The 25,209-nt window shown below is 40.4% G+C and carries 27 protein-coding genes; 21 read left to right on the plus strand and 6 right to left on the minus strand.

Going from position 1 to position 25,209, the window contains the following annotated elements; all coding sequences use genetic code 11:
- Positions 1-44: 44 nt before the first annotated feature.
- The gene (locus B7721_RS05210; protein WP_000913393.1) at positions 45-389 is read right to left on the minus strand and encodes a lipopolysaccharide assembly protein LapA domain-containing protein; all 345 of its coding nucleotides are present in this window, start codon (positions 387-389) and stop codon (positions 45-47) included.
- Positions 390-714: 325 nt separating this feature from the next.
- Between B7721_RS05210 and B7721_RS05215 the strand changes: the two genes are divergently transcribed.
- Together B7721_RS05215 and manA are read left to right on the plus strand one after the other, a co-directional pair.
- Complete coding sequence (locus tag B7721_RS05215; RefSeq protein WP_001291475.1) at positions 715-975, plus strand: SemiSWEET family transporter; 261 nt, start codon at positions 715-717, stop codon at positions 973-975.
- A 256-nt stretch (positions 976-1,231) separates the two neighbouring features.
- Entirely contained in the window at positions 1,232-2,176 is a 945-nt protein-coding gene (manA, locus tag B7721_RS05220) for a mannose-6-phosphate isomerase, class I (protein WP_001294306.1), read from the plus strand.
- Positions 2,177-2,218: 42 nt separating this feature from the next.
- Here manA and B7721_RS05225 read toward each other — a convergent pair whose 3' ends face one another.
- The gene (locus B7721_RS05225) at positions 2,219-3,559 is read right to left on the minus strand and encodes a sodium-dependent transporter (RefSeq protein WP_084877899.1); all 1,341 of its coding nucleotides are present in this window, start codon (positions 3,557-3,559) and stop codon (positions 2,219-2,221) included.
- A gap of 356 nt (positions 3,560-3,915) precedes the next feature.
- On the opposite strand from B7721_RS05225, the gene B7721_RS05230 reads away from it, so the two are divergent.
- Positions 3,916-4,656: a MerR family transcriptional regulator gene (locus B7721_RS05230; RefSeq protein WP_084877901.1), complete on the plus strand. Its 741-nt coding sequence runs from the start codon at positions 3,916-3,918 to the stop codon at positions 4,654-4,656.
- Between the two features lie 28 nt (positions 4,657-4,684).
- Here the strand turns inward: B7721_RS05230 and B7721_RS05235 are convergent, their stop codons facing one another.
- The 4 genes from B7721_RS05235 to B7721_RS05250 are packed head-to-tail and all read right to left on the minus strand — an operon-like array spanning position 4,685 to position 7,769.
- The gene (locus B7721_RS05235) at positions 4,685-5,140 is read right to left on the minus strand and encodes an 8-oxo-dGTP diphosphatase (protein ID WP_001081775.1); all 456 of its coding nucleotides are present in this window, start codon (positions 5,138-5,140) and stop codon (positions 4,685-4,687) included.
- Between the two features lie 9 nt (positions 5,141-5,149).
- Positions 5,150-5,671, minus strand: a complete 522-nt coding sequence (locus tag B7721_RS05240; protein WP_084877902.1) for a DUF1697 domain-containing protein — start codon at positions 5,669-5,671, stop codon at positions 5,150-5,152.
- A gap of 13 nt (positions 5,672-5,684) precedes the next feature.
- Positions 5,685-6,866 (minus strand): BaiN/RdsA family NAD(P)/FAD-dependent oxidoreductase, encoded by a 1,182-nt coding sequence (locus B7721_RS05245; RefSeq protein ID WP_084878859.1) that lies wholly within the window; start codon positions 6,864-6,866, stop codon positions 5,685-5,687.
- Positions 6,867-6,923: 57 nt separating this feature from the next.
- On the minus strand, positions 6,924-7,769 hold the full coding sequence (locus tag B7721_RS05250) for a DegV family protein (RefSeq protein ID WP_071851368.1): 846 nt from the start codon (positions 7,767-7,769) through the stop codon (positions 6,924-6,926).
- A 124-nt stretch (positions 7,770-7,893) separates the two neighbouring features.
- Here B7721_RS05250 and B7721_RS05255 point away from each other — a divergent pair, with 124 nt between their 5' ends.
- The 18 genes from B7721_RS05255 to B7721_RS05345 all read left to right on the plus strand — a co-directional run bounded on the left by B7721_RS05255 (position 7,894) and on the right by B7721_RS05345 (position 25,181).
- Positions 7,894-8,451: a TetR/AcrR family transcriptional regulator gene (locus tag B7721_RS05255; RefSeq protein ID WP_000003897.1), complete on the plus strand. Its 558-nt coding sequence runs from the start codon at positions 7,894-7,896 to the stop codon at positions 8,449-8,451.
- A gap of 18 nt (positions 8,452-8,469) precedes the next feature.
- On the plus strand, positions 8,470-8,937 hold the full coding sequence (locus B7721_RS05260) for a deoxycytidylate deaminase (protein WP_000136994.1): 468 nt from the start codon (positions 8,470-8,472) through the stop codon (positions 8,935-8,937).
- An 88-nt stretch (positions 8,938-9,025) separates the two neighbouring features.
- Positions 9,026-9,655: a uracil phosphoribosyltransferase gene (upp, locus tag B7721_RS05265; RefSeq protein ID WP_000515974.1), complete on the plus strand. Its 630-nt coding sequence runs from the start codon at positions 9,026-9,028 to the stop codon at positions 9,653-9,655.
- Positions 9,656-9,828: 173 nt separating this feature from the next.
- Positions 9,829-10,419 carry an ATP-dependent Clp protease proteolytic subunit ClpP gene (clpP, locus tag B7721_RS05270; protein ID WP_000613466.1) on the plus strand — a complete coding sequence of 197 codons (591 nt, stop codon included), beginning with the start codon at positions 9,829-9,831 and terminating at the stop codon, positions 10,417-10,419.
- A gap of 78 nt (positions 10,420-10,497) precedes the next feature.
- Positions 10,498-10,767 carry a YlbG family protein gene (locus B7721_RS05275; protein ID WP_084849436.1) on the plus strand — a complete coding sequence of 90 codons (270 nt, stop codon included), beginning with the start codon at positions 10,498-10,500 and terminating at the stop codon, positions 10,765-10,767.
- A gap of 88 nt (positions 10,768-10,855) precedes the next feature.
- The gene (locus B7721_RS05280; RefSeq protein WP_084877904.1) at positions 10,856-12,016 is read left to right on the plus strand and encodes an ABC transporter substrate-binding protein; all 1,161 of its coding nucleotides are present in this window, start codon (positions 10,856-10,858) and stop codon (positions 12,014-12,016) included.
- 118 nt (positions 12,017-12,134) lie between these two features.
- Positions 12,135-13,004, plus strand: a complete 870-nt coding sequence (locus B7721_RS05285) for a branched-chain amino acid ABC transporter permease (RefSeq protein ID WP_000941413.1) — start codon at positions 12,135-12,137, stop codon at positions 13,002-13,004.
- Between the two features lie 3 nt (positions 13,005-13,007).
- Positions 13,008-13,964, plus strand: coding sequence for a branched-chain amino acid ABC transporter permease (locus B7721_RS05290; protein ID WP_000856262.1), 957 nt, complete (start codon positions 13,008-13,010; stop codon positions 13,962-13,964).
- Positions 13,964-14,728: an ABC transporter ATP-binding protein gene (locus B7721_RS05295; RefSeq protein ID WP_084877905.1), complete on the plus strand. Its 765-nt coding sequence runs from the start codon at positions 13,964-13,966 to the stop codon at positions 14,726-14,728. The genes B7721_RS05290 and B7721_RS05295 overlap by 1 nt, the downstream gene beginning before the upstream one ends.
- The gene (locus B7721_RS05300; RefSeq protein WP_000062207.1) at positions 14,728-15,438 is read left to right on the plus strand and encodes an ABC transporter ATP-binding protein; all 711 of its coding nucleotides are present in this window, start codon (positions 14,728-14,730) and stop codon (positions 15,436-15,438) included. The genes B7721_RS05295 and B7721_RS05300 overlap by 1 nt, the downstream gene beginning before the upstream one ends.
- Before the next feature lie 298 nt (positions 15,439-15,736).
- Positions 15,737-17,515, plus strand: a complete 1,779-nt coding sequence (locus B7721_RS05305; protein WP_084877907.1) for a phosphotransferase — start codon at positions 15,737-15,739, stop codon at positions 17,513-17,515.
- A gap of 1 nt (position 17,516) precedes the next feature.
- A complete protein-coding gene (locus B7721_RS05310) occupies positions 17,517-17,702 on the plus strand; it encodes a hypothetical protein (protein WP_000859102.1) in 186 nt (61 codons plus the stop codon).
- A gap of 1 nt (position 17,703) precedes the next feature.
- On the plus strand, positions 17,704-19,131 hold the full coding sequence (locus B7721_RS05315) for a cytosine permease (protein WP_084877908.1): 1,428 nt from the start codon (positions 17,704-17,706) through the stop codon (positions 19,129-19,131).
- Between the two features lie 152 nt (positions 19,132-19,283).
- Positions 19,284-19,940 carry a CBS domain-containing protein gene (locus B7721_RS05320; protein WP_000268643.1) on the plus strand — a complete coding sequence of 219 codons (657 nt, stop codon included), beginning with the start codon at positions 19,284-19,286 and terminating at the stop codon, positions 19,938-19,940.
- 110 nt (positions 19,941-20,050) lie between these two features.
- Positions 20,051-21,146 (plus strand): peptide chain release factor 2 gene (gene prfB / locus B7721_RS05330; RefSeq protein ID WP_096753628.1). Its coding sequence is split into 2 segments (ribosomal slippage): positions 20,051-20,122 and positions 20,124-21,146, totalling 1,095 coding nucleotides; the frame shifts between segments, so codons are not numbered across the junction.
- 17 nt (positions 21,147-21,163) lie between these two features.
- The gene (gene ftsE / locus B7721_RS05335) at positions 21,164-21,856 is read left to right on the plus strand and encodes a cell division ATP-binding protein FtsE (RefSeq protein WP_000022275.1); all 693 of its coding nucleotides are present in this window, start codon (positions 21,164-21,166) and stop codon (positions 21,854-21,856) included.
- Complete coding sequence (ftsX, locus tag B7721_RS05340; RefSeq protein WP_000625565.1) at positions 21,849-22,775, plus strand: permease-like cell division protein FtsX; 927 nt, start codon at positions 21,849-21,851, stop codon at positions 22,773-22,775. The genes ftsE and ftsX overlap by 8 nt, the downstream gene beginning before the upstream one ends.
- A 219-nt stretch (positions 22,776-22,994) precedes the next feature.
- Complete coding sequence (locus B7721_RS05345) at positions 22,995-25,181, plus strand: PTS transporter subunit IIBC (RefSeq protein ID WP_084877910.1); 2,187 nt, start codon at positions 22,995-22,997, stop codon at positions 25,179-25,181.
- The last annotated feature ends 28 nt before the right edge of the window (positions 25,182-25,209 follow it).

Consider the following 25,209-nt stretch of genomic DNA (forward strand, 5'->3'; position numbering starts at 1 on the left):
GACAAAAAACCACCCGTTTTCACGGGTGGTTATGATTTCTACACTTATTGTTTGGCTTCCTGTTTTAATTGTTGCACCTGTTCCTCGTACTGGACAAGCTCCCTGTCTTTTATATTGATAGTCGCTTCTGCTTCAGCAATGCGGCTTCTCAGATCTTGAGTCTTGTTATGGTGATAGCTAATACCAATAGCACTACCAGCAATGATCCCGATTACTAGACAAGTAAAAATCACCAAAATCAAGGGAGCAGATAGTTGTGTAAAGACAAGACTGACAGTTACTGTTTGACGATTGAGTAGACCAAATGAGATCACAATGACTAATAAGCTCAAACCGCCAATTAGATAAGCCTTATCTTTCAGTGACAATTCATTAAATTTTTTTAGCATAAGTTCCTTTTCTCCTGACTATGTTGATAGAAAACTACACACCATTTAGGTATTAACAAAATTCATTTTACTAGAAAATTTCGATACTGTCAATAATTTCTAACGGCTTATTTACCATCAATCAATCGATTCATTGAAAAGGAGTATTCATTTTCTAATATTTGATTGAGTAAACAGAACGGAGCAATTCGGTCTTTTTTCTGTTCCCTCTTTCTTATAACAAGATTGTGATAGTTTATATCTTTATAACAAAAGTTTTAAAGACTTGATTGTTTTGAAAAAAGATTATAAAATATGATTCATAAAAATGAAAGAGGTTTTGAAAATGTCTGAAAAACAAATGAAAGTTTTGGGTTGGGTAGCGACCTTCATGTCTGTTATGATGTACGTCTCTTACTTCCCGCAAATTATGAACAACCTGGCTGGTCAAAAAGGGAACTTTATCCAGCCCTTGGTTGCAGCCATCAACTGTAGTCTCTGGGTTTACTACGGTCTTTTCAAGAAAGAAAGAGATATTCCCCTTGCGGCTGCTAATGCGCCAGGTATCATTTTTGGTCTGGTAACGGCTATCACAGCTTTGATTTAAAAAGAAGACTGGTTTCAGTCTTTTTTGTACATAAAAATAGATTCTCAAGTAAAGAAAGTCTAATGAGAGTTGAGGAGAATAGCCGTTGACAGCGAGCTTTCTGATTGCTGCTTTAGGGGTTCCTCCATCAAGTAAGAGATTGTTTCGTTACTATTTTTACAAAATCTTCTCCCTACTTTATAAAATAGAAAAAAGAGTTCAATTCGAACTCTTTTTTTGCTATAATGAGGGGAGAAAAATCAGACAGGAGATCGACATGTCAGAACCATTATTTTTACAATCAGTTATGCAAGAAAAAATCTGGGGTGGGACCAAGCTACGTGATGAGTTTGGTTACGACATTCCAAGTGAAAAAATCGGGGAATACTGGGCTATCTCAGCCCACCCAAATGGAGTTTCTAAGGTAGCCAATGGACGCTACGAGGGAACAGACCTTGCTACTTTGTATGCGGAACACCGTGAGTTGTTTGGCAACCGTCCAGAACCAGTATTTCCTCTCTTAACTAAAATTCTCGATGCCAACGACTGGCTTAGCGTCCAAGTTCACCCAGACGATGCCTATGGACTAGAACACGAAGGCGAACTTGGAAAAACAGAATGCTGGTATATCATCGCAGCGGATGAGGGATCAGAGATTATCTATGGTCACAATGCCAAGTCAAAAGAAGAACTCCGCCAGCAAATTGAGGACAAGAACTGGGATGCCTTACTGACAAAAGTGCCAGTTAAGGCTGGAGATTTCTTCTATGTGCCAAGTGGTACCATGCACGCTATCGGTGCAGGTATCTTGATTCTTGAAACCCAGCAGTCTAGTGACACTACCTACCGTGTCTATGACTTTGACCGCAAGGATGACAAGGGCAACTTGCGTGAACTTCATCTTGAAAAATCCATCGATGTTTTAAACATTGGAGAACCTGCCAATAGCCGACCTGTCACTGTCAAAGCAGATGATCTACGTTCCACTCTCCTTGTATCCAATGATTTCTTCGCAGTTTACAAATGGGAAATTACTGGAAAAGTTAACTTTGAAAAGACAGCTGACTACAGCTTGTTGAGTGTCTTGGCTGGTCAAGGTCAACTAACTGTTGACGGGAAAAACTATCCAATCCAAAAAGGGAGCCACTTTATCCTACCAAGTGATGTTGAAGCTTGGACTCTGGAAGGGCAAGGTTTGGAATTGATTGTCAGTCATCCATAAAAAGAAAAGACTTGAGAGATATTCTCAAGTCCTTTTTTGTATTTACATAAATTGGGCGATAAAGACCACGATGATGATGATAGGAATGATAAAACGAAGGAGGAAGAGCCAGACTTGGAAAAGTCCCTGTTTCCATGCTCTTTCATCGAGATGGAGTTCCTCCATAGCAAGAGCCTTCTTAAAGATATAGCCAGTAAAAAGTGACAGACAGAGAGCTCCAAATGGCATGAGGAGATTGGAAACCAAGAAGTCCATAGCATCAAAGAAAGTCTTCCCAAAGATGTGAACATCCGCCATAACACCGTAAGAAAGGGCTGAAGGAATTCCAAAGACAAAGGTCAAGATTCCTAGAATAGCACTCCATTTAGCACGCTTGCTGTTGTCCTGGTTGGTGATATTGCCCACATTGATTTCCAGCATCACGACAGAAGAAGTAACCGTCGCAAAGAGGAAGAGCAAGAGGAAAAGAATGTAGAAAATAGTTCCAAAAGGCATCTTGTCAAAGAGTTGAGGCAAGACGATAAACAGTAGGCTTGGTCCCCCTTCAGACTGGATATTGAAGGCTGACATGGCTGGGAAAATGGCTAGTCCCGCCATGATGGATACCGAGATGTTCATGGCTACGATGGAAATACCTGACTGGACCAGATTGGTTTTCTTGTCCAAGTAAGATGCATAGGTCAGCATGGCTGTAACTCCTAGTGAGAGAGCAAAGAAAGATTGACCCAGAGCATAGAGGAGACCAGCGCTAGTTAGTTTTGAAAAGTCTGGTTTGAGAAAATAGAGAACCCCTTCCATGGCATTTGGCAAGCTGAGAGAGCGCCCGATGATGACGACAAAGATGATAAAGAGTAGGGGCATCATGACTTTCGAGGCTCTTTCAATCCCTTTTTGAACCCCACGTGATACAATAAAGATATTCAACAAGATAAAGGCAGCTTGTGCGCCAAGGGCAATGGCTGGATTTGAAATGATTGTAGTAAATAACTGAGCATAATCACCCGTTCTACCAAGTTGGAACAATTTGCCAAACTCAATACCCAGATAAACCAGAATCCAACCTCCAATGACACTGTAAAAGGAGAGGAGGATAAAGAGGGCAAAGGCACCAATCCAACCGATAAAGTTGTACTTGTTATTGTTGCCTAGTTTTCCAAAGGTTTTGATAGCAGAAACGCCAGCACTACGTCCAAGGGCAAACTCAGCAAGCAAGAGCGGGAAACCGATTAAAATGGTAGAAATGAGAAAGACCAGTAAAAAGCCACCACCGCCATTTGCAGCAGTCATATAGGGAAACTTCCAAACGGCACCAAGCCCGATGGCTGAGCCAGCAGATGCTAGAATAAAGCCAAGTTTCGAGCCCCATTGCGATTTTTCTGACATAGTTAAACTCCAATCTCCTTTTTTAAAATAAGAAAAGGCTACTTGAGTTGTCAAATAGCCTTCTCTCAATGGCTCTTTATGAGCTTTCTGTTTGATTGATAGACTTGACTATCCTATCATGTTTTCTGAGGTCTGTCAAGAAAACCATTTTCAAGTTTTCACACCTTTCTCAAAAAGTTAAAAATTTTTCGCAAAAACGCTTGACTCTGACCTAGGGGGAGGGGTTATACTATCAATGTAATACTCTTCGAAAATCTCTTCAAACCACGTCAGCGTCGCCTTACCGTACTCAAGTACAGCTTGCGGCTAGCTTCCTAGTTTGCTCTTTGATTTTCATTGAGTATAAGGAGGAAATCATGTACCATATAAAAGAAGCTGCGCAGCTTTCAGGTGTCTCTGTTAAGACTCTGCATCACTACGATAAGATAGGACTTCTGGTTCCCTTAAAGTCGGAAAACGGCTATCGAACCTATAGTCAGGAGGATTTGGAACGACTTCAGGTCATTCTGTACTACAAATATCTAGGCTTTTCTTTAGAAAAAATAGCAGAGCTGTTAAAGGAAGAAAGAACAGATTTATTGCCCCATTTGACTAGGCAGTTGGATTATCTAACTCGAGAAAGGCAACACCTGGATACCTTGATTTCCACCTTGCAAAAAACCATTCAAGAACAAAAAGGAGAAAGAAAAATGACCATTGAGGAAAAATTCACTGGATTTAGCTATCAAGACAATCAAAAATACCACCAAGAAGCGGTAGAGAAATATGGTCAAGAAGTCATGGGCCAAGCGCTTGAACGCCAAAGTGGTAGAGAAGATGAGGCTACAGCCGCCTTCAACCAAGTTTTTCAAGCCTTGGTACAAAACCTTCAAGCTGGTCTGCCTGCAACAGCGGCCGAAAACCAAGAGGAAGCAGCCAAACTCTTGCAAGCTATTCGTACTTATGGATTTGACTGCTCTATTGAAGTCTTCGGTCATATCGGTAAAGGCTACGTCTACAACCCAGAGTTTAAGGAAAACATTGACAAGTTTGGACCTGGTACAGCTCAATACACATCAGATGTCATTGCTGCTTACGTTCAGACAAATGCAGAATAAATAGGCTAGGAATTTCCTAGCCTATTTTTTACTTCAAATCATAAAGCCAGTCGTCACCGTCTTTATAGTAAAAGAATTCACTGAGATCCTCTTCTAAAAAAACACGAAGCATATCAGACATATCATCAGTAGCAAGTTTTAGATGAGATAGATTGTCAAAATCTTCCCACCATACCTTCCCTTCGTCTGAAGACTGGAGTTCACCTGAAAAGTGTTTTGTTTTGTAAAAAAGGACGACATAACGATAATCCTTGTCATCGTACCAGTTTTTGATACCACAGAGTTGTGGTTTGGAAATGGTCAGACCAGTTTCTTCTTTCACTTCACGAATGACAGCATCGACAAAGGATTCGCCACGTTCAACATGACCACCAGGAAGAGTAATGCCAGGCCAGTCAGGATTAACTCGATCTTGAACCAGAACCTTGTCTCCGTTTTGAATCATACACATATTGACAAATTCGACTGTTTCTCTTCTGTTCATCTTGTTCTCCTATTTTGTTAGTAACTTTTCTACTACGTTTAACTTTCGCATGGTCAGATCCAGGCCAAACAATTTTTCAAGATAGTTGGTATTGAGCTTTTTTTGTTTTGCAGTTCTAGGGAGATAGAGGTAGAGACAGTAATCGCCTACACAGATTTCTTCCTCGCCGTAGTCAGTTTTCAATTTTTCTAGTGGCAGACTTTGGATAAGTCCTTGATAAAGAATTACATGCACACGATCATGAAGATAGTCTTCTTTAAATGGATTCTCATGAACAATCTTTTCAAAATCGTTCTTATTCTTGATAACCATTTTTAAGTCGGCCCCAATTTTTTCCTTTATCAGAGTATGAACGCGTTCTCGTATTTCTTCTAAATCTAAGTCACTTTCAAGAATGATATTCCCACTTTGAATATAGGTTCGAACGTGTTGAAAACCAGCTTCTGTCAGAATATCTACCAAATAAGACATTTTCGGGATAGCATTTTTTCCATTAGGAGTAACGCCTCTCAGTAAAATAATATGTTCCAAAGGACTTCCTTTCTTACTTGGTATTTATTGGATTGGAGCCTGCCACCCAGCCGGTGCAGAGGGCAGAAGTGATGTTAAAGCCACCCGTGTGGGCATTGATATCTATGACTTCGCCAGCAAAGTGGAGACCAGGAACGAGCTTACTTTCCAGAGTTTTGGGATTGATTTCCTTGAGACTGACACCGCCTTTAGTTACAAAGGATTTGGCAAGGGACATTTTTCCGGTCACAGGGATTTTGAGAGCCTTGATGGACTGGAGAAGTTGTTCGCGTTCCTTTTCAGTTAGCCGTTTAACTTTGTCAGGATATTCTTGAACAAGCAATTCTGCCAAGCGTTCTGGAAGCAAAGTTTTTAAAGCATTTTTCAAGGATTTTTCCCGATTTTCTTCTAGAAATGTAATCAAGTCCTTCTCAGAAAGTTGAGGCAAAACATCGAGTGAGAGAACCTCTCCGCCCTTGACAAAGCTAGACATACGTAGGGCAGCAGGACCTGACAAACCAAAGTGGGTAAAAAGCAAATCATGAGTGATGACATGCTTGCCGTAGCTTAGGGTCACATCGTCCAGTGAAATTCCCTGCAAGGCCTTATGGGGGAAATCTGTCAATAAAGGACTTTCAGCGGCTTCAAGCTCAGTAATGGTATGTTTAAAATGACGGGCAATCTCATGACCAAAACCAGTCGAACCAGTAGAAGGATAGGATTTTCCGCCAGTTGTGACAATGAGTTTTTCACAAGTGAAGGTTTGGTCTGCGGACTTGAGGACAAACTGGTCGTCTATCTTTTTAACCGAAACAATCTCCGTTTGAGTAGCAACTTGACCACCGAGTTCAGTGATTTTCTTTTCTAGCGCCTCGATAATAGTCCGAGACTTGTCACTAGCAGGAAAGACGCGTCCATGGTCTTCGACCTTGAGTTTAACACCATTTTCCGTAAAAAAGTTGATGATATCATGGTTATCAAACTGGGAGAAGACACTGTAAAGAAAACGCCCATTTCCCGGGATGCCAGCTAGTAGGTCGTCCAAGCTACCATTGTTGGTCACATTACAACGACCACCGCCCGTTCCAGCTAATTTTTTGCCAAGTTTTCGATTTTTTTCGATGAGAAGAGTTTTTTGACCATAAAAGCTACTGGAAATTGTAGCCATCATGCCAGCAGGTCCACCACCGATGACAATAGTATCAAAATGTTTCATAGCTCTATTGTACCACAAAAAACAAGAGATGCTTGGCATCTCTTGTTGCTCATAATCTTAGTTAATTTCATATCCCATCAACAAACCGCCATCTTCTGCATAGAAACTGCAGAGACCAGACGTCGGGATGATTTTGATATCCGCTTGCGGGAAGGTTTCTAGCAAGCGTTCTGACAATTGCTGACAGAATTTTTCATTACTGCGATGAGCCATGACAATTCGACCACCAGCGTAGCCAGCCTTGATGAGTTCTTCATAGGCTGCTTGAAGGGATTTTTTTGGTCCACGCGCTTTTTGGAGTAGTTCTAGGGTTCCAGTTTCACTTGCTTCCCCAACCATACGGATGTTGAGAAGGCCAACAACTGTACCGATAAGCTTACTCAAACGGCCATTTTTTACCAAGTTATCGACCTTAGCGAGGACAAAGAGCAACTTCGTTTTTTCTTGGTAGGCTGTAATAGCTTTAACAATTTCCTCATAAGAAAGTCCTTGATCAATCAAACTATTGATTTTATCGACAATCAAGTCAACCTCACCACCTGCAGACAATGTATCGATCACATGAATCTGAGTGTCAGGATGTTCTTCAAGGTGGATATTCTTAGCGAGTTGTGCACTATTATGGCTACCTGAAAGAGTACCAGTGATAGTAACGACAAAGATATGCTTAGCACCTTCAAATGCACGCAAGTAATCATCAGGGCTAGGACAAGCTGATTTTGAAGCCTCAGAAGTCGCATACATTGTTTCCATCATGTGGTCAATGTTAAGATTGGCATCATCGATAAAGACCTGATCAGCTACTTGAATGGTTAAAGGAACACTAACAAATTCCGTATCAATAGCAGGAGTTGCCAGTTGACGATAATCACAACCAGAGTCAGCTACAATCTTCCAAGTCATAGAAATTCTCCATCTTTGTCACTTATACATTGACAAAGGTTCTGTCTTTTTTTACAATTATATCATGAAAGCCCTTGAAACAAAAGTACCACCTCTCTGTTGTCACAAGTAGAAAGAAATTGTTATGTCTGAACGTAAAATATCTGAAAAATCTCTTGAAAATCTCAGAAAATCAAATCAAGAATCCAATTTTTTAACCAGAGAAGCAATCGAGACGGCTCTTTTGCAACTTCTAGAGAAAAAAGACTTGGCCAAGATCAGTATTTCGGAGCTGGTCAAACGGGCGGGCGTCTCTCGTGCTGCCTTCTATCGTAACTATGACTCCAAAGAAGAGATTTTGGAAAGTGTTTTTAAACGCAGTGTCCATAACATTATGGAACAGTTGAGCCACTACGATGTCAAAACCGATCTTTATCTAGTCTGGGTACACCTTTTCCGCGCAGCAAAGAAAGAAGCCAAGGTTATTCAACTTGCTCTGGACTACCATTTGGAAAAGATTTTTGTCCAAGCCATGCAGGAATTTCTAGAAAAATATCACGGAAAATCAAAAGGCGTTAGTAGCTACCTTCATTCCTTTTGGAGTTCTGCCATCGTATCGGTTCTGCTCAAATGGATCAAGGATGGCATGAAGGTTCCAGCTGAAAAGATTGCAGATTTACGCTTGCCATTTTTCAAAAAATAGGGGATAAGGAGAAGACTTATGACAGAAAAAAGACTGGCTTGGGATGAGTACTTTGCAGCCCAGGCTTTACTGATTGCCAATCGTTCGACCTGCAAACGTGCCAAGGTGGGAGCTGTCTTAGTCAAAGACAATAAAGTCATTTCAACTGGCTATAATGGTTCCGTATCAGGAACGGAGCACTGTATTGACCACGAATGTCTGGTCATTGAAGGTCACTGTGTTCGAACCCTTCACGCCGAGGTTAATGCTATTCTCCAAGGGGCTGAGCGAGGGGTTCCCAGAGGATTTACAGCCTATGTGACCCATTTCCCTTGTCTGAACTGCACCAAACAACTGCTTCAAGTTGGTTGCAAGCGCGTGGTTTATATCAACCAGTACCGAATGGATGACTATGCCCAGTACCTTTATCAAGAAAAAGGCACCGAGTTGACCCATTTACCATTAGAGACTGTTCAGACAGCTCTTCAAGAGGCAGATTTGATTTAAAAATTAATAAAAATAAATGGTTTAGAAAGCTTTTTAAACCGTTTTTTGATATAATAAGAAGAATAAATTGAAAGAAGGAACTCAGAAAATGGGAAAAATTGAAGTCATTAATCATCCACTCATTCAACACAAATTGTCAATCTTGCGACGTACAGATACTTCTACAAAAGCTTTTCGTGAGCTAGTAGATGAGATTGCGATGTTGATGGGATATGAAGTACTTCGTGATCTTCCACTTGAAGACGTGGAAATCGAAACACCTATCACAAAGACAGTTCAAAAACAATTGGCTGGGAAAAAATTGGCTATTGTCCCAATCTTGCGTGCAGGTATCGGGATGGTAGATGGCCTCTTGAGCTTGGTTCCAGCAGCCAAAGTTGGTCATATCGGTATGTACCGTGATGAAGAAACCCTTCAACCAGTTGAATATTTGGTGAAATTGCCTGAAGATATTGACCAACGTCAAATCTTTGTCGTTGATCCAATGTTGGCAACAGGTGGCTCAGCAATCTTGGCAGTAGATTCCCTTAAAAAACGTGGTGCTTCAAATATCAAGTTTGTCTGCCTAGTATCTGCTCCAGAAGGAGTGAAAGCCCTTCAAGAAGCACACCCAGATGTAGAAATTTTTACTGCGGCCTTGGATGAACGCTTGAACGAACACGGTTATATTGTTCCAGGTCTAGGAGATGCTGGAGACCGCTTGTTTGGTACTAAATAAAATTCCAAATTAAATATTGAAACTAGAAGTTCGTTTTTGACTTGAAAGGAGGTTGAGTTTTTGTTTCTGTTTAGAGAATAGAGCAAAAATTTGACCTTTTTTGACCAAAAAGATATAATAGTTCTGTATTGAGTCGTAAGACTAAGAAAATTCAACATTAAAAGGAGAAATGAATGATTCCTGTAGTTATTGAACAAACAAGCCGTGGAGAACGTTCCTATGATATTTACTCTCGTCTTCTGAAAGACCGCATCATCATGCTAACAGGTCCAGTTGAAGACAACATGGCCAACTCCGTTATCGCCCAATTACTTTTCTTGGATGCCCAAGACAGCACAAAAGATATTTACCTTTATGTCAATACACCTGGGGGCTCTGTTTCAGCTGGTTTGGCAATCGTTGATACCATGAACTTTATCAAGGCAGATGTCCAAACAATCGTTATGGGGATGGCTGCATCCATGGGGACTGTTATTGCATCAAGTGGCGCCAAAGGCAAACGTTTCATGCTTCCAAATGCAGAGTACATGATTCACCAACCAATGGGTGGTACAGGTGGTGGTACCCAACAAACCGATATGGCAATCGCTGCAGAGCACTTGCTTAAAACTCGTAAGACATTGGAGCAAATCCTTGCAGATAACTCTGGTAAATCAGTCGAGCAAATTCATGCAGATGCGGAACGTGATTACTGGATGAGTGCCCAAGAAACACTTGAATATGGCTTTATTGATGAAATCATGGCCAACAATTCTTTGAACTAATAATGCATGAAAGCAAACTCGACGGAGTTTGCTTTTTTTGATATAATAGGATAAGATTTCTTAGAAAGAGGCTTCCTCATGTTTGAAAAAACAAATCGATCAGGATTAATCATCTATCTCTACTATAATCGAGATGCAAAAAAACTTCAGGAATACGGTGATATCTGTTACCATTCCAAAAAACATCGTTACTTGCAGCTCTATGTTCCAACTGAGGAGTTAGATGACTTAGTTGAGAGATTAGGTAAGGAAAGATATATCAAGAAAATTAGACGTTGCCATATTCAAGAGCTAGAAACTCCCTTCGTTAGGAATCTCTATCGGACTGAAGAAAACGTTATCATTTAAAAAAGTTAAACAAATACATTGACAATTTTCTGATAATTCGGTATATTCTTAACATACAATTTTTGAAACAACTATAAGGAGATTAAAAATGAAGAAAAAATTTGCCCTATCTTTTGTGGCTCTTGCTAGTGTGGCTCTTCTTGCTGCCTGTGGAGAGGTCAAGACAGGAGCGTCAAACACAACTGGAAATCCAGTAGACGAAAAAACAATTAAAATTGGTTTTAACTTTGAAGAGACAGGTGCTGTGGCAGCTTACGGTACAGCTGAACAAAAAGGTGCCCAACTTGCTGTAGACGAAATCAATGCTGCAGGTGGAATTGATGGGAAACAAATCGAAGTTGTAGACAAAGACAACAAGTCAGAAACTGCTGAAGCAGCTTCTGTTACAACAAACCTTGTTACCCAATCAAAAGTAGCAGCTATTGTAGGACCTGCGACATCTGGTGCAACTGCTGCAGCTGTAGCTAACGCTACTAAAGCTGGAGTGCCATTGATTTCACCAAGTGCTACTCAAGACGGTTTGACTAAAGGTCAAGATTACCTATTTATCGGAACATTCCAGGATAGCTTCCAAGGGAAGATTATCTCTAACTATGTAACAAACAAATTGAATGCTAAGAAGGTTGTTCTTTATACTGACAATGCTAGTGACTATGCTAAAGGTATTGCTAAATCTTTCCGCGAAGCCTACAAGGGTGAGATTGTAGCAGATGAAACATTTGTAGCAGGTGATACTGACTTCCAAGCAGCCCTTACTAAAATGAAAGACAAAGAGTTTGATGCTATCGTTGTTCCAGGTTACTACACAGAAGCTGGTAAAATTGTAAACCAAGCTCGTGGTATGGGAATAGATAAGCCAATCATTGGTGGTGATGGATTTAACGGTGAAGAATTTGTTCAACAAGCAACTGCTGAAAGAGCATCAAACATTTACTTCATCTCAGGATTCTCAACTACTGTTGATGTTTCTGCAAAAGCTAAAGCTTTCCTTGAAGCATACCGTGCTAAATACAACGAAGAGCCTTCAACATTTTCAGCTTTGGCCTATGACTCAGTTTACCTAGTAGCAAATGCTGCAAAAGGTGCTAAAAACTCAGGTGAGATCAAAGACAACCTTGCTAAAACCAAAGATTTTGATGGTGTAACTGGTCAAACAAGCTTTGATGCTGACCACAATACAGTGAAAACTGCTTACATGATGACCATGAACAATGGTAAAGTTGAAGAAGCAGAAGTTGTAAAACCATAACATTAGAATAGTAATTGAAATGGGGAATGAGCCTTTGACTCACTCCCTGTTTCGGTGTTTATGAACTTGTGAAAATAATGAAATTTTCTAAAAATAACGATAGAAAAGAGTGAATGCTATGCTCCAACAACTTGTGAATGGTCTAATTCTGGGTAGTGTTTATGCACTTTTGGCTTTGGGTTATACCATGGTTTATGGAATTATCAAACTCATCAACTTCGCCCACGGTGATATTTACATGATGGGTGCCTTTATTGGTTACTTTTTGATTAATTCTTTCCAAATGGATTTCTTTTTAGCTTTAATTATTTCAATGGCAGGAACCGCACTACTTGGTGTTGTGATTGAGTTTCTTGCCTACCGTCCTTTACGACACTCTACACGTATTGCTGTATTGATTACTGCCATCGGAGTGTCTTTCCTACTGGAATACGGAATGGTTTATCTAGTAGGTGCCAATACTCGTGCCTTCCCTCAAGCAATTGAAACAGTCCGCTTTGACTTGGGACCAATTAGCTTGACAAATGTTCAATTGATGATTTTAGCAGTTTCTGTACTCTTGATGGTTTTATTGCAATTGATCGTCCAAAAAACAAAAATGGGGAAAGCCATGCGTGCGGTATCAGTTGATAGTGACGCAGCTCAATTGATGGGAATTAATGTAAATCGTACAATCAGCTTTACCTTTGCTTTGGGTTCAGCTCTTGCTGGTGCAGCAGGTGTCCTCATTGCCCTTTACTACAACTCTCTTGAACCTTTGATGGGTGTGACTCCAGGTCTGAAATCATTCGTTGCGGCCGTTCTTGGTGGTATCGGGATTATTCCTGGTGCAGCTCTAGGGGGATTTGTGATTGGCTTGTTGGAAACATTTGCTACTGCCTTCGGTATGTCTGATTTCCGTGATGCTATCGTATATGGGATCTTGCTTTTGATTCTGATTGTTCGACCTGCAGGTATCCTTGGTAAGAATGTGAAAGAGAAGGTGTAAACAATGAAGACAAATCTTAAAGTAAATATTCTCTGGTTATTCCTTCTGTTAGCGGGTTATGGATTGATTAGTGTACTGGTTTCTGCTGGTGTTCTCAATCTATTCCATGTCCAAATTTTAGAACAAATTGGAATTAATATCATCCTTGCAGTAGGTTTGAACTTAATCGTTGGTTTTTCAGGACAATTTTCACTCGGTCATGCAGGTTTTATGGCGATTGGGGCTTATGCAGCAGCGATTATTGGTTCAAAATCACCAACCTATGGTGCTTTCTTTGGCGCGATGGTCTTGGGCGCTTTGATTTCTGGTGCAGTCGCTTTGCTCGTTGGGATTCCAACACTCCGTTTGAAGGGTGATTACCTGGCTGTTGCGACACTAGGTGTTTCAGAAATCATTCGTATCTTTATCATTAATGGTGGAAGTTTGACCAACGGTGCCGCTGGTATCTTGGGTATCCCAAACTTTACCAACTGGCAAATGGTTTATCTATTTGTGGTGATCACAACTATTGCAACTCTCAACTTCTTACGTAGTCCAATTGGACGCTCTACTCTATCTGTTCGTGAGGATGAGATTGCTGCAGAGTCTGTTGGGGTAAACACTACAAAGATCAAGATTATCGCTTTTGTCTTTGGAGCCATTACAGCAAGTATTGCTGGTTCACTTCAGGCCGGTTTTATCGGTTCTGTTGTCCCAAAAGATTACACCTTTATTAATTCCATCAACGTGTTGATTATCGTTGTATTTGGTGGACTTGGATCGATTACTGGTACCATCGTTTCAGCGATTGTTTTAGGAATTTTAAATATGCTCCTTCAAGATGTAGCAAGCGTACGTATGATCATCTACGCTTTGGCTCTTGTATTGGTCATGATTTTCAGACCAGGTGGACTTCTTGGGACATGGGAATTGAGTCTATCACGTTTCTTTAAAAAATCGAAGAAGGAGGGACAAAACTAATGGCATTACTTGAAGTTAAACAGTTAACCAAACATTTTGGCGGTCTAACAGCTGTTGGAGATGTCACTCTTGAATTGAACGAGGGAGAATTGGTTGGTCTGATTGGACCAAACGGAGCTGGTAAAACAACCCTTTTCAATCTCTTGACCGGTGTTTATGAACCAAGCGAAGGTACGGTGACACTAGATGGTCACCTCCTAAATGGGAAAACTCCCTTTAAGATTGCCTCACTTGGTCTCAGTCGTACTTTCCAAAATATTCGTTTGTTCAAGGACTTGACAGTTTTGGAAAATGTTTTGATTGCATTCAGCAATCATCATAAACAACATGTCCTTGCGAGTTTCCTACGCCTACCAGCTTTTTATAAGAATGAGGAAGAATTAAAAAGCAAAGCTTTGGACTTGCTGAAGATTTTTGATTTGGATGGTGACGCAAATACTCTTGCCAAGAATCTGGCCTATGGCCAACAACGTCGATTAGAAATTGTTCGTGCTCTGGCAACTGAACCTAAGATCCTCTTTTTGGACGAACCTGCAGCTGGTATGAATCCACAAGAAACAGCTGAATTGACAGAATTGATCCGTCGTATCAAAGATGAATTTAAAATTACCATCATGCTCATTGAACACGACATGAATTTGGTTATGGAAGTTACTGAGCGTATCTATGTTCTTGAATATGGTCGGTTGATTGCTCATGGGACTCCGGATGAGATCAAGAACAACAAACGCGTTATTGAAGCTTATCTAGGAGGTGAAGCCTAATGTCTATGTTAAAAGTTGAAAACCTCTCTGTGCATTACGGTATGATCCAAGCAGTTCGTGATGTAAGTTTCGAGGTTAATGAAGGTGAAGTTGTTTCCTTGATCGGTGCCAATGGTGCTGGTAAAACAACCATTCTTCGTACCCTTTCAGGTTTGGTTCGTCCAAGTGCTGGTAAAATTCAGTTTTTAGGAAAAGAAATTCAAAAGTTGCCAGCTCAAAAAATTGTAGCAGGTGGCCTTTCACAAGTTCCTGAAGGACGCCATGTTTTTCCAGGTTTGACTGTTATGGAAAACTTAGAAATGGGAGCCTTTTTAAAGAAAAATCGTGAAGAAAATCAAGCTAACTTGAAAAAAGTCTTTTCACGTTTCCCTCGTCTGGAAGAACGCAAAAACCAAGATGCGGCAACTCTTTCAGGTGGTGAACAGCAGATGCTGGCTATGGGACGCGCTCTCATGTCTACACCTAAGCTCCTTCTCCTAGATGAGCCGTCAATGGGACTTGCCCCAATCTTTATCCAAGAAATTTTTGATATCATTCAAGATATTCAGAAGCAAGGAACAACGGTTCTCCTAATTGAACAGAACGCTAACAAGGCCCTCGCTATCTCTGACCGTGGTTATGTACTTGAAACAGGAAAGATTGTCCTATCAGGAACAGGAAAAGAACTCGCAGCATCCGATGAAGTCAGAAAAGCATATCTAGGTGGCTAAACTAGTCTGGGAGACTAGTTTAGGTTGTGGATGGAGATTGCGCACGCAATCCCTCTATAGTCCGGGGGACCTTTTTAGCCGGCGGATAAGAATTGCAACCAAGCGAAACCTAATACGACTACTTATCAAAAATATAAAATATTTCAGGGCTCCAGAATAAGGAGCTCTTTTATGTATATGTTTTCAGGAAAGGGAGGAAGGTCTTAATTTTTACTGATTGTTTCCCTATTTGAATTGACAGTCATTTTTGTTCATATTATAATATGAGTAAGAAAAAATTGAACAAGAGGACTGAGAAATGCTAACAGAAAAACAATTTAAACTTTTGCGTTTTATGTTGACACATAAAGAAAAGACCTTTACTCAGAGACAGTTAGCTGAAGAGTTAGACCTATCTTTAGGGACAGTTAACACATTATTGAAAAAGCTGAAAGAAGAGAAGTGGGTTGATGAGGAGCTTCACTTAACAGAGCTAGGTCAGAAAATTTTAGAACCCTATCGAGTAAAAAATGCCATTATAATGGCTGCTGGCATGAGTAGTCGTTTTGCTCCTTTGTCTTATGAAATTCCTAAAGGATTGCTTCAAGTCAAGGGGGAACGCTTGATTGAGAGGGAAATCAGACAACTGCAAGAAGCAGGAATAGAAGATATAACCGTTCTTGTAGGCTATCTTCAAGAAAAAATGTTTTATCTTGCAGAGAAGTTTGGTGTAAAAATTGTAGTAAATAATGATTACTACAAATATAATAACTGTTCGTCTCTTATGTTGGTTAAAGATCAACTTTCCAACACTTATATTTGTTCATCAGATAATTATTTTGTGGAAAATCCTTTTGAGCAATATATTTATAGAGGTTACTACTCGACGATATTTGCAGAAGGTCAAACGGACGAATATTGTGCTATAGAGGATTCGAATCACACCATCATTGATATCCAGATTGGTGGAGAAAATACTTGGGCCATGGTGGGGCACGTTTATTTTGACCGTGCATTTAGCGAGAAATTTAAGGAAGTTTTAGAAACCGAGTTTAAGCACGAACCTTATCGTGAACAGCTTTGGGAGGATTACTATAGTCGCCATGTCAAGGAACTCCTTTTAGAAGCTCGTCACTATTCAGCGGATATTGTTAAAGAATTTGATTCACTAGATGAACTCCGTCAATTTGATGACCGTTATTTGGTAAATGCAGATTCGGCCATTATTGATAATATCTGTAAGACATTAAAGTGTGTGGCTTCAGATATTGTCAATATCAAACCACTAAAAGATGGATTAACCAACACATCATTTTCATTTGACTGTCTAGGGAAAAAATATGTTTACCGTCATCCGGGTAGGGGAACGGAAAATTATATCGACCGAGCTAGTGAAGCAGCTTCAATGGAAATTGCTGCAAAATTAAAGATTGACCGTACCTTCGTAGCCATGAACAAGGATGAGGGATGGAAGATTTCAGAGTTTATTCCCAATGCTAAGCAACTGGATTATGATAATTGGGATGATGTGGCACAAGCAATGGACCTCTTGAGACGATTACACCAATCTGGAGAAAAAACGGAACATTCCTTTGACCAATTTGAGGGAATTATTGATTTTAGAGAAAAATTGAAGGCTAGAAATCGATTTGAGTTTGATGGTCTCGAGGAACTGGATAAAACCGTCTCACTTCTCAAAAATTATTTACAGAATGATCCGAAACAGGTTGCCCTTTGTCATGGAGATTCCTATAGTCCTAATTTCTTGTTGAATGAAGCAGGCGAAATGAGCTTGATTGATTGGGAATATTCTGGAATGGGAGAGCCAGCAGGAGATTTGGGCACCTTTATCGCGTGTTCCAATTATACCGTAGAGGATGCTGAAAAAGTACTGGAATTGTATTTGCAAGAAGTACCAGATAAGAAAACCAAACGTCACTATTTGGCTTATGTAGCAGTAACCTCATATTATTGGTTCTTGTGGGCTTTGTTCCAGGAGAGTGTCGGAAAACCAGTTGGTGAATTTCTCTACATCTGGTATCGCTATACCAAACAATATGGACAACTAGCTCTTGATTTGTATTTGGAGGAAAACTAAGATGAAAACGACATCTGAAATTGAAGAATTAGTAGCAACTGAAACAAAGAGAAGATTGGAAGAAATGGAGTCGCCAAACTACGAGTTTGTTCAACCCTTCCTAAAAAGTGATTTCATTTTAATCATCTCCATAGTCCTAATCAACCTTATTTTGATTATCTTAGCAATGACGGGAGGAATTCAATAACATGTCTAAAATGAATGACTATATCCAACAAGAAACCATAACCGGAATTGTTCCCATGACCAATAAGGATCGTCAGTATTCTTTCTGGGATCTCTTTCTATCGACAAGTGGTTTTGCCATTGCTACTTGGTGTTATACCCAAGGGGCTTATGTAGCTCAATATTTGACCTTTAATCAAATGTTGATAAATATTTTTAGCTTTAACATTATCTGGGTTTTTATTGAATGTCTCCCTATTTTGTTTGCGGTTAAGTATGGAATTGATTTGTGGATTTGGTTGAGAGCCGTTCTAGGAAAAAGAGGTGTAGCCCTGTTATCAACCATTATTAGCTTGGCTAACTTTGGATGGTATGCTGTTGCGGCCAATCTTTTTGCCAGTTCCATGATCCATTTGGCAAATAACTTTGGTCTTGGTTTGGACAAGGGAATATGGGCGCCTATTCTTGGTACCCTCTGTGTACTGCTTGGAACTCTCATTGCTCTTGGTGGCCCAGAAGTGATTAAATGGACCAATCGCTTCTTGGTTATCGCCTTATTGATTGTCGGTCTCATTATCGTTGGAATCTGCTTTGTCGCCGTTCCTATAACGGATATTATGAATATCCAACCAGCCACTCAAGGAGATTTGACGCCATTAGAACGCTTCATGCTCTCCGGAGAAGGAAATGTTGCCTTTGCCTTTTCTTGGTCTACACAAGCATTGGTTTTACCACGTTTAGCAAAATCAGAACGCAGTGGTTATTGGGCTACAGCCTTATCATACGGAGTTGTGGCTCCATTCTTCGTTGCGACAGGTGGAGTCATGGCTCTAGCCATGTTTGTCAAAACAGGCGTGTATGAAAGTGATCCAACAACCATGCTATCAACTCTAAGCACCCCAGCCTTTGCTCTCTTAAGTCTACTACTAGTAGCCTTTGCTAATATTGGAACCCAGGGGACAGGATCATACGTGAACTGTATGATTGTCAAAAGTGGGATGCCCAAAGTAAGCTATAAACTAATGGTTTGGATTGCCATGGTTTACGTGAGTCTACTCACTATCTGGGGAGGAGTAGAAGAGTATTTCGGATCCTTCATCTCCCTAGCCGCCTATATTCAGGGGCCAATTATTGGTATGATAGTTGTCGATTATTTTATCTTAAGAAAACGAAAACTCGACTTGCGTTCAGCCTATTTCCTTGAAGGGCATGATGCCTACGAGTTTACTAAAGGATTTAACTTGGTTGGCTTGTCTTGTGTGTTTATCTCCTTATTGGTAGCGGTACTATTTGTCTACAACCCTGTAACTGCACAAATTCAAAGTCCAATCTTTTTAATCACAACGGGTAGCGGATTTACTGCGATATTTGGTGGTCTACTATATTGGCTAGCCAGTCTTAGCCCACTGAAACGTTATATGATAAAAGATCGAGACACTGTTACGATTTAAGAAGAGAGGGGACTACGGTTCCCTCTTAATTTATACTGGCATTTTATGCAAATTTCTCAGATTATTCAAAATCTTGAAAAAGAGATGAAAGCGTTTGATAGATTTTCTAAGAAAGTGTATAATAAAAGTAGCAATATAGAAGGAGAAGTCTCATGGCAGTTAAAGATTTCATGACCCGTAAGGTAGTTTATATCAGTCCAGATACGACTGTAGCACATGCAGCAGATTTGATGCGCGAGCAAGGTTTGCACCGTTTACCTGTTATCGAAAACGATCAATTAGTCGGATTGGTAACAGAAGGAACCATTGCGGAAGCCAGCCCATCTAAAGCAACCAGTCTCTCTATCTATGAGATGAATTATCTTCTGAATAAAACCAAAGTAAAAGATGTAATGATTCGAGATGTCGTGACTGTTTCTGGCTATGCTAGTCTAGAAGATGCGACCTACCTGATGCTGAAAAATAAAATTGGGATATTACCAGTCGTAGACAATCATCAGGTCTACGGTGTCATTACAGACCGCGATGTTTTTCAGGCTTTCTTGGAAATCGCTGGATACGGAGAAGAGGGGATTCGGGTTCGTTTCATTACAGAAAATGAAGTCGGAGTACTGGGGAAAATTGTAGCTCTAATTGTAGAAGAGGATTTAAATATTTCCCATACTGTTAACATTCCACGTAAGGATGGCAAGGTCGTCATCGAAGTTCAAATTGATGGAAAAATCGATTTGACTGCATTAAAGGATAAGTTTGAAAAAGAAGGAATTCAAGTGGAGGAGATCACTCATACCTCTGCTAAAGTCCTTTAAACAAGAGGCTTTAGAGCCTCTTTTCTTCTGCCATCAAAAGCGGTGAAAAGCAAAATATGGAAAGAAATGAGAGATTATGGTATAATAAAACGATATGAAAAGGAGTATCTATGGACATTTCAGAAATTCGTCAAAAAATTGACGCAAATCGTGAAAAATTAGCTTCTTTTAGGGGGTCTCTTTGACCTCGAAGGCTTAGAGGAAGAGATTGCCATCTTGGAAAATAAGATGACAGAACCTGATTTTTGGAACGATAATATCGCGGCCCAAAAAACGTCGCAAGAATTAAATGAATTAAAAAACACCTACAACACCTTCCGTAAAATGGAAGAGTTGCAGGATGAAGTTGAGATTTTATTGGACTTTTTAGCAGAAGACGAGTCAGTCCATGATGAACTGGTCGAACAGTTGACAGAACTGGATAAGATGATGACCAGCTACGAGATGACCCTTCTCTTGTCAGAACCTTATGACCATAATAATGCAATCTTGGAAATTCATCCAGGATCTGGTGGTACTGAGGCTCAGGACTGGGGCGATATGTTGCTTCGTATGTACACTCGTTATGGAAATGCCAAAGGCTTTAAAGTAGAAGTCTTGGATTACCAAGCTGGTGATGAAGCAGGTATCAAGTCTGTGACCTTGTCTTTTGAAGGACCCAATGCATACGGCCTACTTAAATCAGAAATGGGTGTTCACCGTTTGGTACGTATTTCGCCATTTGACTCTGCCAAACGACGCCATACTTCCTTTACATCCGTAGAGGTTATGCCTGAGTTGGATGATACCATCGAAGTGGAGATTCGTGAAGATGATATCAAAATGGATACCTTTCGTTCAGGTGGCGCTGGTGGACAAAACGTCAATAAGGTTTCAACAGGTGTGCGTTTGACACACATTCCTACGGGAACTGTCGTCCAATCAACGGTCGATCGTACCCAATATGGAAATAGAGATCGTGCCATGAAGATGTTGCAGGCTAAGCTCTATCAAATGGAGCAAGAAAAGAAAGCTGCGGAAGTTGATTCCCTTAAAGGTGAGAAAAAAGAAATCACATGGGGAAGCCAAATCCGTTCTTATGTTTTCACGCCTTATACTATGGTAAAAGATCACCGTACAAGCTTTGAAGTTGCTCAGGTAGATAAGGTGATGGATGGAGACCTTGATGGTTTCATCGATGCCTACCTTAAGTGGCGAATCAGCTAAGATAGAAAGGAACTCATATGTCAATCATTGAAATGAGAGATGTTGTCAAAAAGTATGACAATGGAACGACTGCCCTGCGTGGTGTATCTGTTACCATTGAACCAGGAGAGTTTGCCTATATCGTAGGACCTTCTGGGGCAGGTAAGTCAACCTTTATTCGAGCTTTATACCGAGAAGTAAAGATCGAAAAAGGAAGCCTAACAGTTGCAGGCTTTAATTTAGTTAAAATTAAGAAGAAAGATGTCCCACTGCTACGTCGTAGTGTCGGGGTAGTCTTTCAGGATTACAAACTCTTGCCTAAGAAGACTGTTTATGAGAATATTGCCTATGCAATGGAAGTAATCGGTGAGAGCCGTCGCAATATCAAAAAACGTGTTATGGAAGTATTGGACCTGGTTGGTTTGAAACATAAGGTTCGCTCTTTCCCTAATGAACTCTCAGGTGGAGAGCAGCAACGGATTGCGATTGCGCGTGCGATTGTCAACAATCCTAAAGTATTGATTGCCGATGAGCCAACAGGAAACTTGGACCCAGATAATTCATGGGAAATTATGAATCTGTTGGAACGCATCAATCTCCAAGGTACTACTGTCTTGATGGCGACCCACAATAGCCAGATTGTAAATACCTTGCGCCACCGTGTCATTGCCATTGAAAATGGCCGTGTCGTTCGTGACGAAGCTAAAGGAGAATATGGATACGATGATTAGTAGATTTTTTCGCCATTTATTTGAATCATTAAAAAGTTTAAAACGAAATGGCTGGATGACAGTAGCAGCAGTAAGTTCGGTTATGATTACCTTAACACTCGTTGCCCTGTTTGCATCTGTAATTTTTAATACAGCGAAACTGGCTACCGATATTGAAAACAACGTTCGAGTCATGGTTTACATTCGTAAGGATGTAGCTGATAACAGTGAGACGATTGTAAAAGAAGGTCAGACAGTTACCAACAATGACTACCACAAGGTCTATGATGCTTTGAAAGCTATACCTGCTGTTAAGAGTGTTACCTTCTCAAGTAAAGAAGAACAGTACGAAAAACTAACGGAAACAATGGGGGATGACTGGAAGGTCTTTGAAGGGGATGCAAACCCTCTCTATGATGCTTATATCGTCGACACAAATTCTCCGAGTGATGTTAAAACGGTAGCTGAAGAAGCTAAGAAAATCGAGGGAGTTTCAGAAGTTCAAGATGGTGGAGCCAACACTCAACGACTTTTCGAACTAGCTTCCTTTATCCGTGTTTGGGGATTGGTTATTGCAGGGCTCTTAATTTTTATCGCAGTCTTCCTCATTTCCAATACCATTCGTATCACTATTATTTCACGTAGTCGTGAGATTCAGATCATGCGTCTTGTAGGAGCGAAAAATGGCTATATCCGTGGTCCATTCCTGCTAGAAGGTGCTTTTATTGGCTTGCTTGGTGCAGCGATTCCTTCAGTCCTTGTATTCTTTGTTTACAATATGGTTTATCAATCTGTCAATAAATCCTTGGTAGGTCAAAACTTATCAATGATTACGCCAGATGTGTTTATTCCTCTGATGACAGTCCTATTATTTGTAATCGGAATTTTCATTGGTTCAATTGGTTCAGGGATTTCGATGCGTCGATTCTTGAAGATCTAGTTGGATTTAAATGCAAATTGCAGTACAAATCAGAAAAATAATACATATTTAAAAGAGAAGTTTTCGTAAACTTCTCTTTTTCCTTTTTAAAAATTAAAAAAAATAGACAATTTTTTTATAAAAGCCTTTACAAAAAAAATAAAAGTGGTATAATTAATACATAACCAAATGCAAACGTTTTCGTAAAACGTTTGCCTAAATAAAATAAAGGAGATTTGAATGATGAAAGCTACATTCAAAAATGTCTTGTCTTTCGAATTTTGGCAAAAATTCGGTAAGGCTTTAATGGTGGTTATCGCCGTTATGCCAGCAGCGGGATTGATGATCTCAATCGGTAAATCAATCGTGATGATCGATCCAAACCTTGCTCCTCTAGTGATTACAGGTGGAATCCTTGAGCAAATTGGTTGGGGGGTTATCGGTAACCTTCATATCTTGTTTGCCCTTGCTATTGGGGGAAGCTGGGCAAAAGAACGTGCAGGTGGTGCATTTGCAGCCGGACTTGCCTTTATCTTGATTAACCGTATCACAGGTACTATCTTCGGTGTTACAGGTGATATGTTGAAAAACCCTGAAGCAATGGTTACTACCTTCTTTGGTGGTTCAATCAAGGTTGCTGACTACTTTATCAGCGTTCTTGAGGCACCAGCGCTTAACATGGGGGTTTTCGTAGGGATTATCTCTGGTTTTGTTGGGGCAACAGCTTATAACAAATACTACAACTTCCGTAAACTTCCTGATGCCCTTTCATTCTTCAATGGTAAACGTTTCGTACCATTCGTCGTTATTCTTCGTTCAACTATTGCTGCAATTGTACTTGCTGCCTTTTGGCCAGTAGTTCAAACAGGTATCAACAACTTCGGTATTTGGATTGCCAACTCACAAGAAACTGCTCCAGTTCTTGCACCATTCTTGTATGGTACTTTGGAACGTTTGCTCTTGCCATTTGGTCTTCACCACATGTTGACTATCCCAATGAACTATACAGCTCTTGGTGGAACATACGAAGTGTTAACTGGTGCAGCAAAAGGAACACAAGTATTTGGTCAAGATCCACTTTGGCTTGCATGGGTAACTGACCTTGTTAACCTTAAAGGTTCAAATGCTGACCAATACCAACACCTTCTTACAACAGTCACTCCAGCTCGTTTCAAAGTTGGACAAATGATCGGTTCATTTGGTATCTTGATGGGTGTCATCGTTGCTATCTACCGCAATGTTGATGCTGACAAGAAACACCAATACAAGGGTATGATGATTGCGACAGCCCTTGCAACATTCTTGACAGGGGTTACTGAACCTATCGAGTATATGTTCATGTTCATCGCAACACCGCTTTACCTTGTTTATTCAGTAGTTCAAGGTGCTGCCTTTGCTATGGCAGATATTGTTCACCTTCGTGTCCACTCATTCGGTTCAATTGAATTCTTGACTCGTACACCATTGGCAATTAATGCTGGTATTGGTATGGATATCGTTAACTTTATCTGGGTAACTGTTCTCTTTGCGGTTATCATGTACTTCATTGCCAACTTCATGATCAAGAAATTCAACTACGCAACTCCAGGACGCAACGGAAACTACGAAACAGCTGAAGGAGCATCAGAAGAAGCAACTCCTGGAACTCCAAAAGTTGCAGCAGCTTCTCAAGCCGTAAATATCATTAACCTTCTTGGTGGTCGTGCAAATATTGTAGATGTGGATGCATGTATGACTCGTCTTCGTGTAACTGTTAAAGACGCAGATCGCGTTGGTACTGAGGAACAATGGAAAGCAGAAGGAGCTATGGGTCTTGTCATGAAAGGACAAGGTGTCCAAGCTATCTACGGACCAAAAGCTGACGTATTGAAATCTGATATCCAAGATATCCTTGACTCAGGTGAAGTAATTCCTGAAACTCTTCCAAGTCAAATGACAGAAACTCAACAAAATACTGTCCATTTCAAAGGTGTAACTGAGGAAGTTTACTCAGTAGCTGACGGTCAAGTTGTTGCTTTGGAACAAGTGGAAGATCCAGTTTTTGCTCAAAAAATGATGGGTGATGGATTTGCTGTAGAGCCAGCAAATGGCAACATTGTATCTCCAGTTACTGGTACTGTATCAAGTATCTTCCCAACAAAACACGCTCTTGGTCTTGTCACTGACTCAGGTCTTGAAGTGCTTGTTCATATTGGTTTGGATACAGTAAGTCTTGAAGGAAAACCATTTACTGTTCATGTCTCTGAAGGACAAAAAGTGGTTGCTGGTGATCTTCTTGTCACAGCTGACTTAGATGCTATTCGAGAAGCAGGACGCAAAACATCTACAGTGGTTGTCTTCACAAATGGTGATGTCCTCAAATCAGTTAAATTAGAACAAACAGGTTCTCTTGCAGCTAAAACAGCAGTTGCTAAAGTAGAATTGTAATATACTTGGGGTTGGAAGCTGTTTTCCA

This window comes from Streptococcus oralis subsp. oralis, from assembly GCF_002096445.1.
Taxonomy (GTDB): Bacteria; Bacillota; Bacilli; order Lactobacillales; family Streptococcaceae; genus Streptococcus; species Streptococcus oralis_N.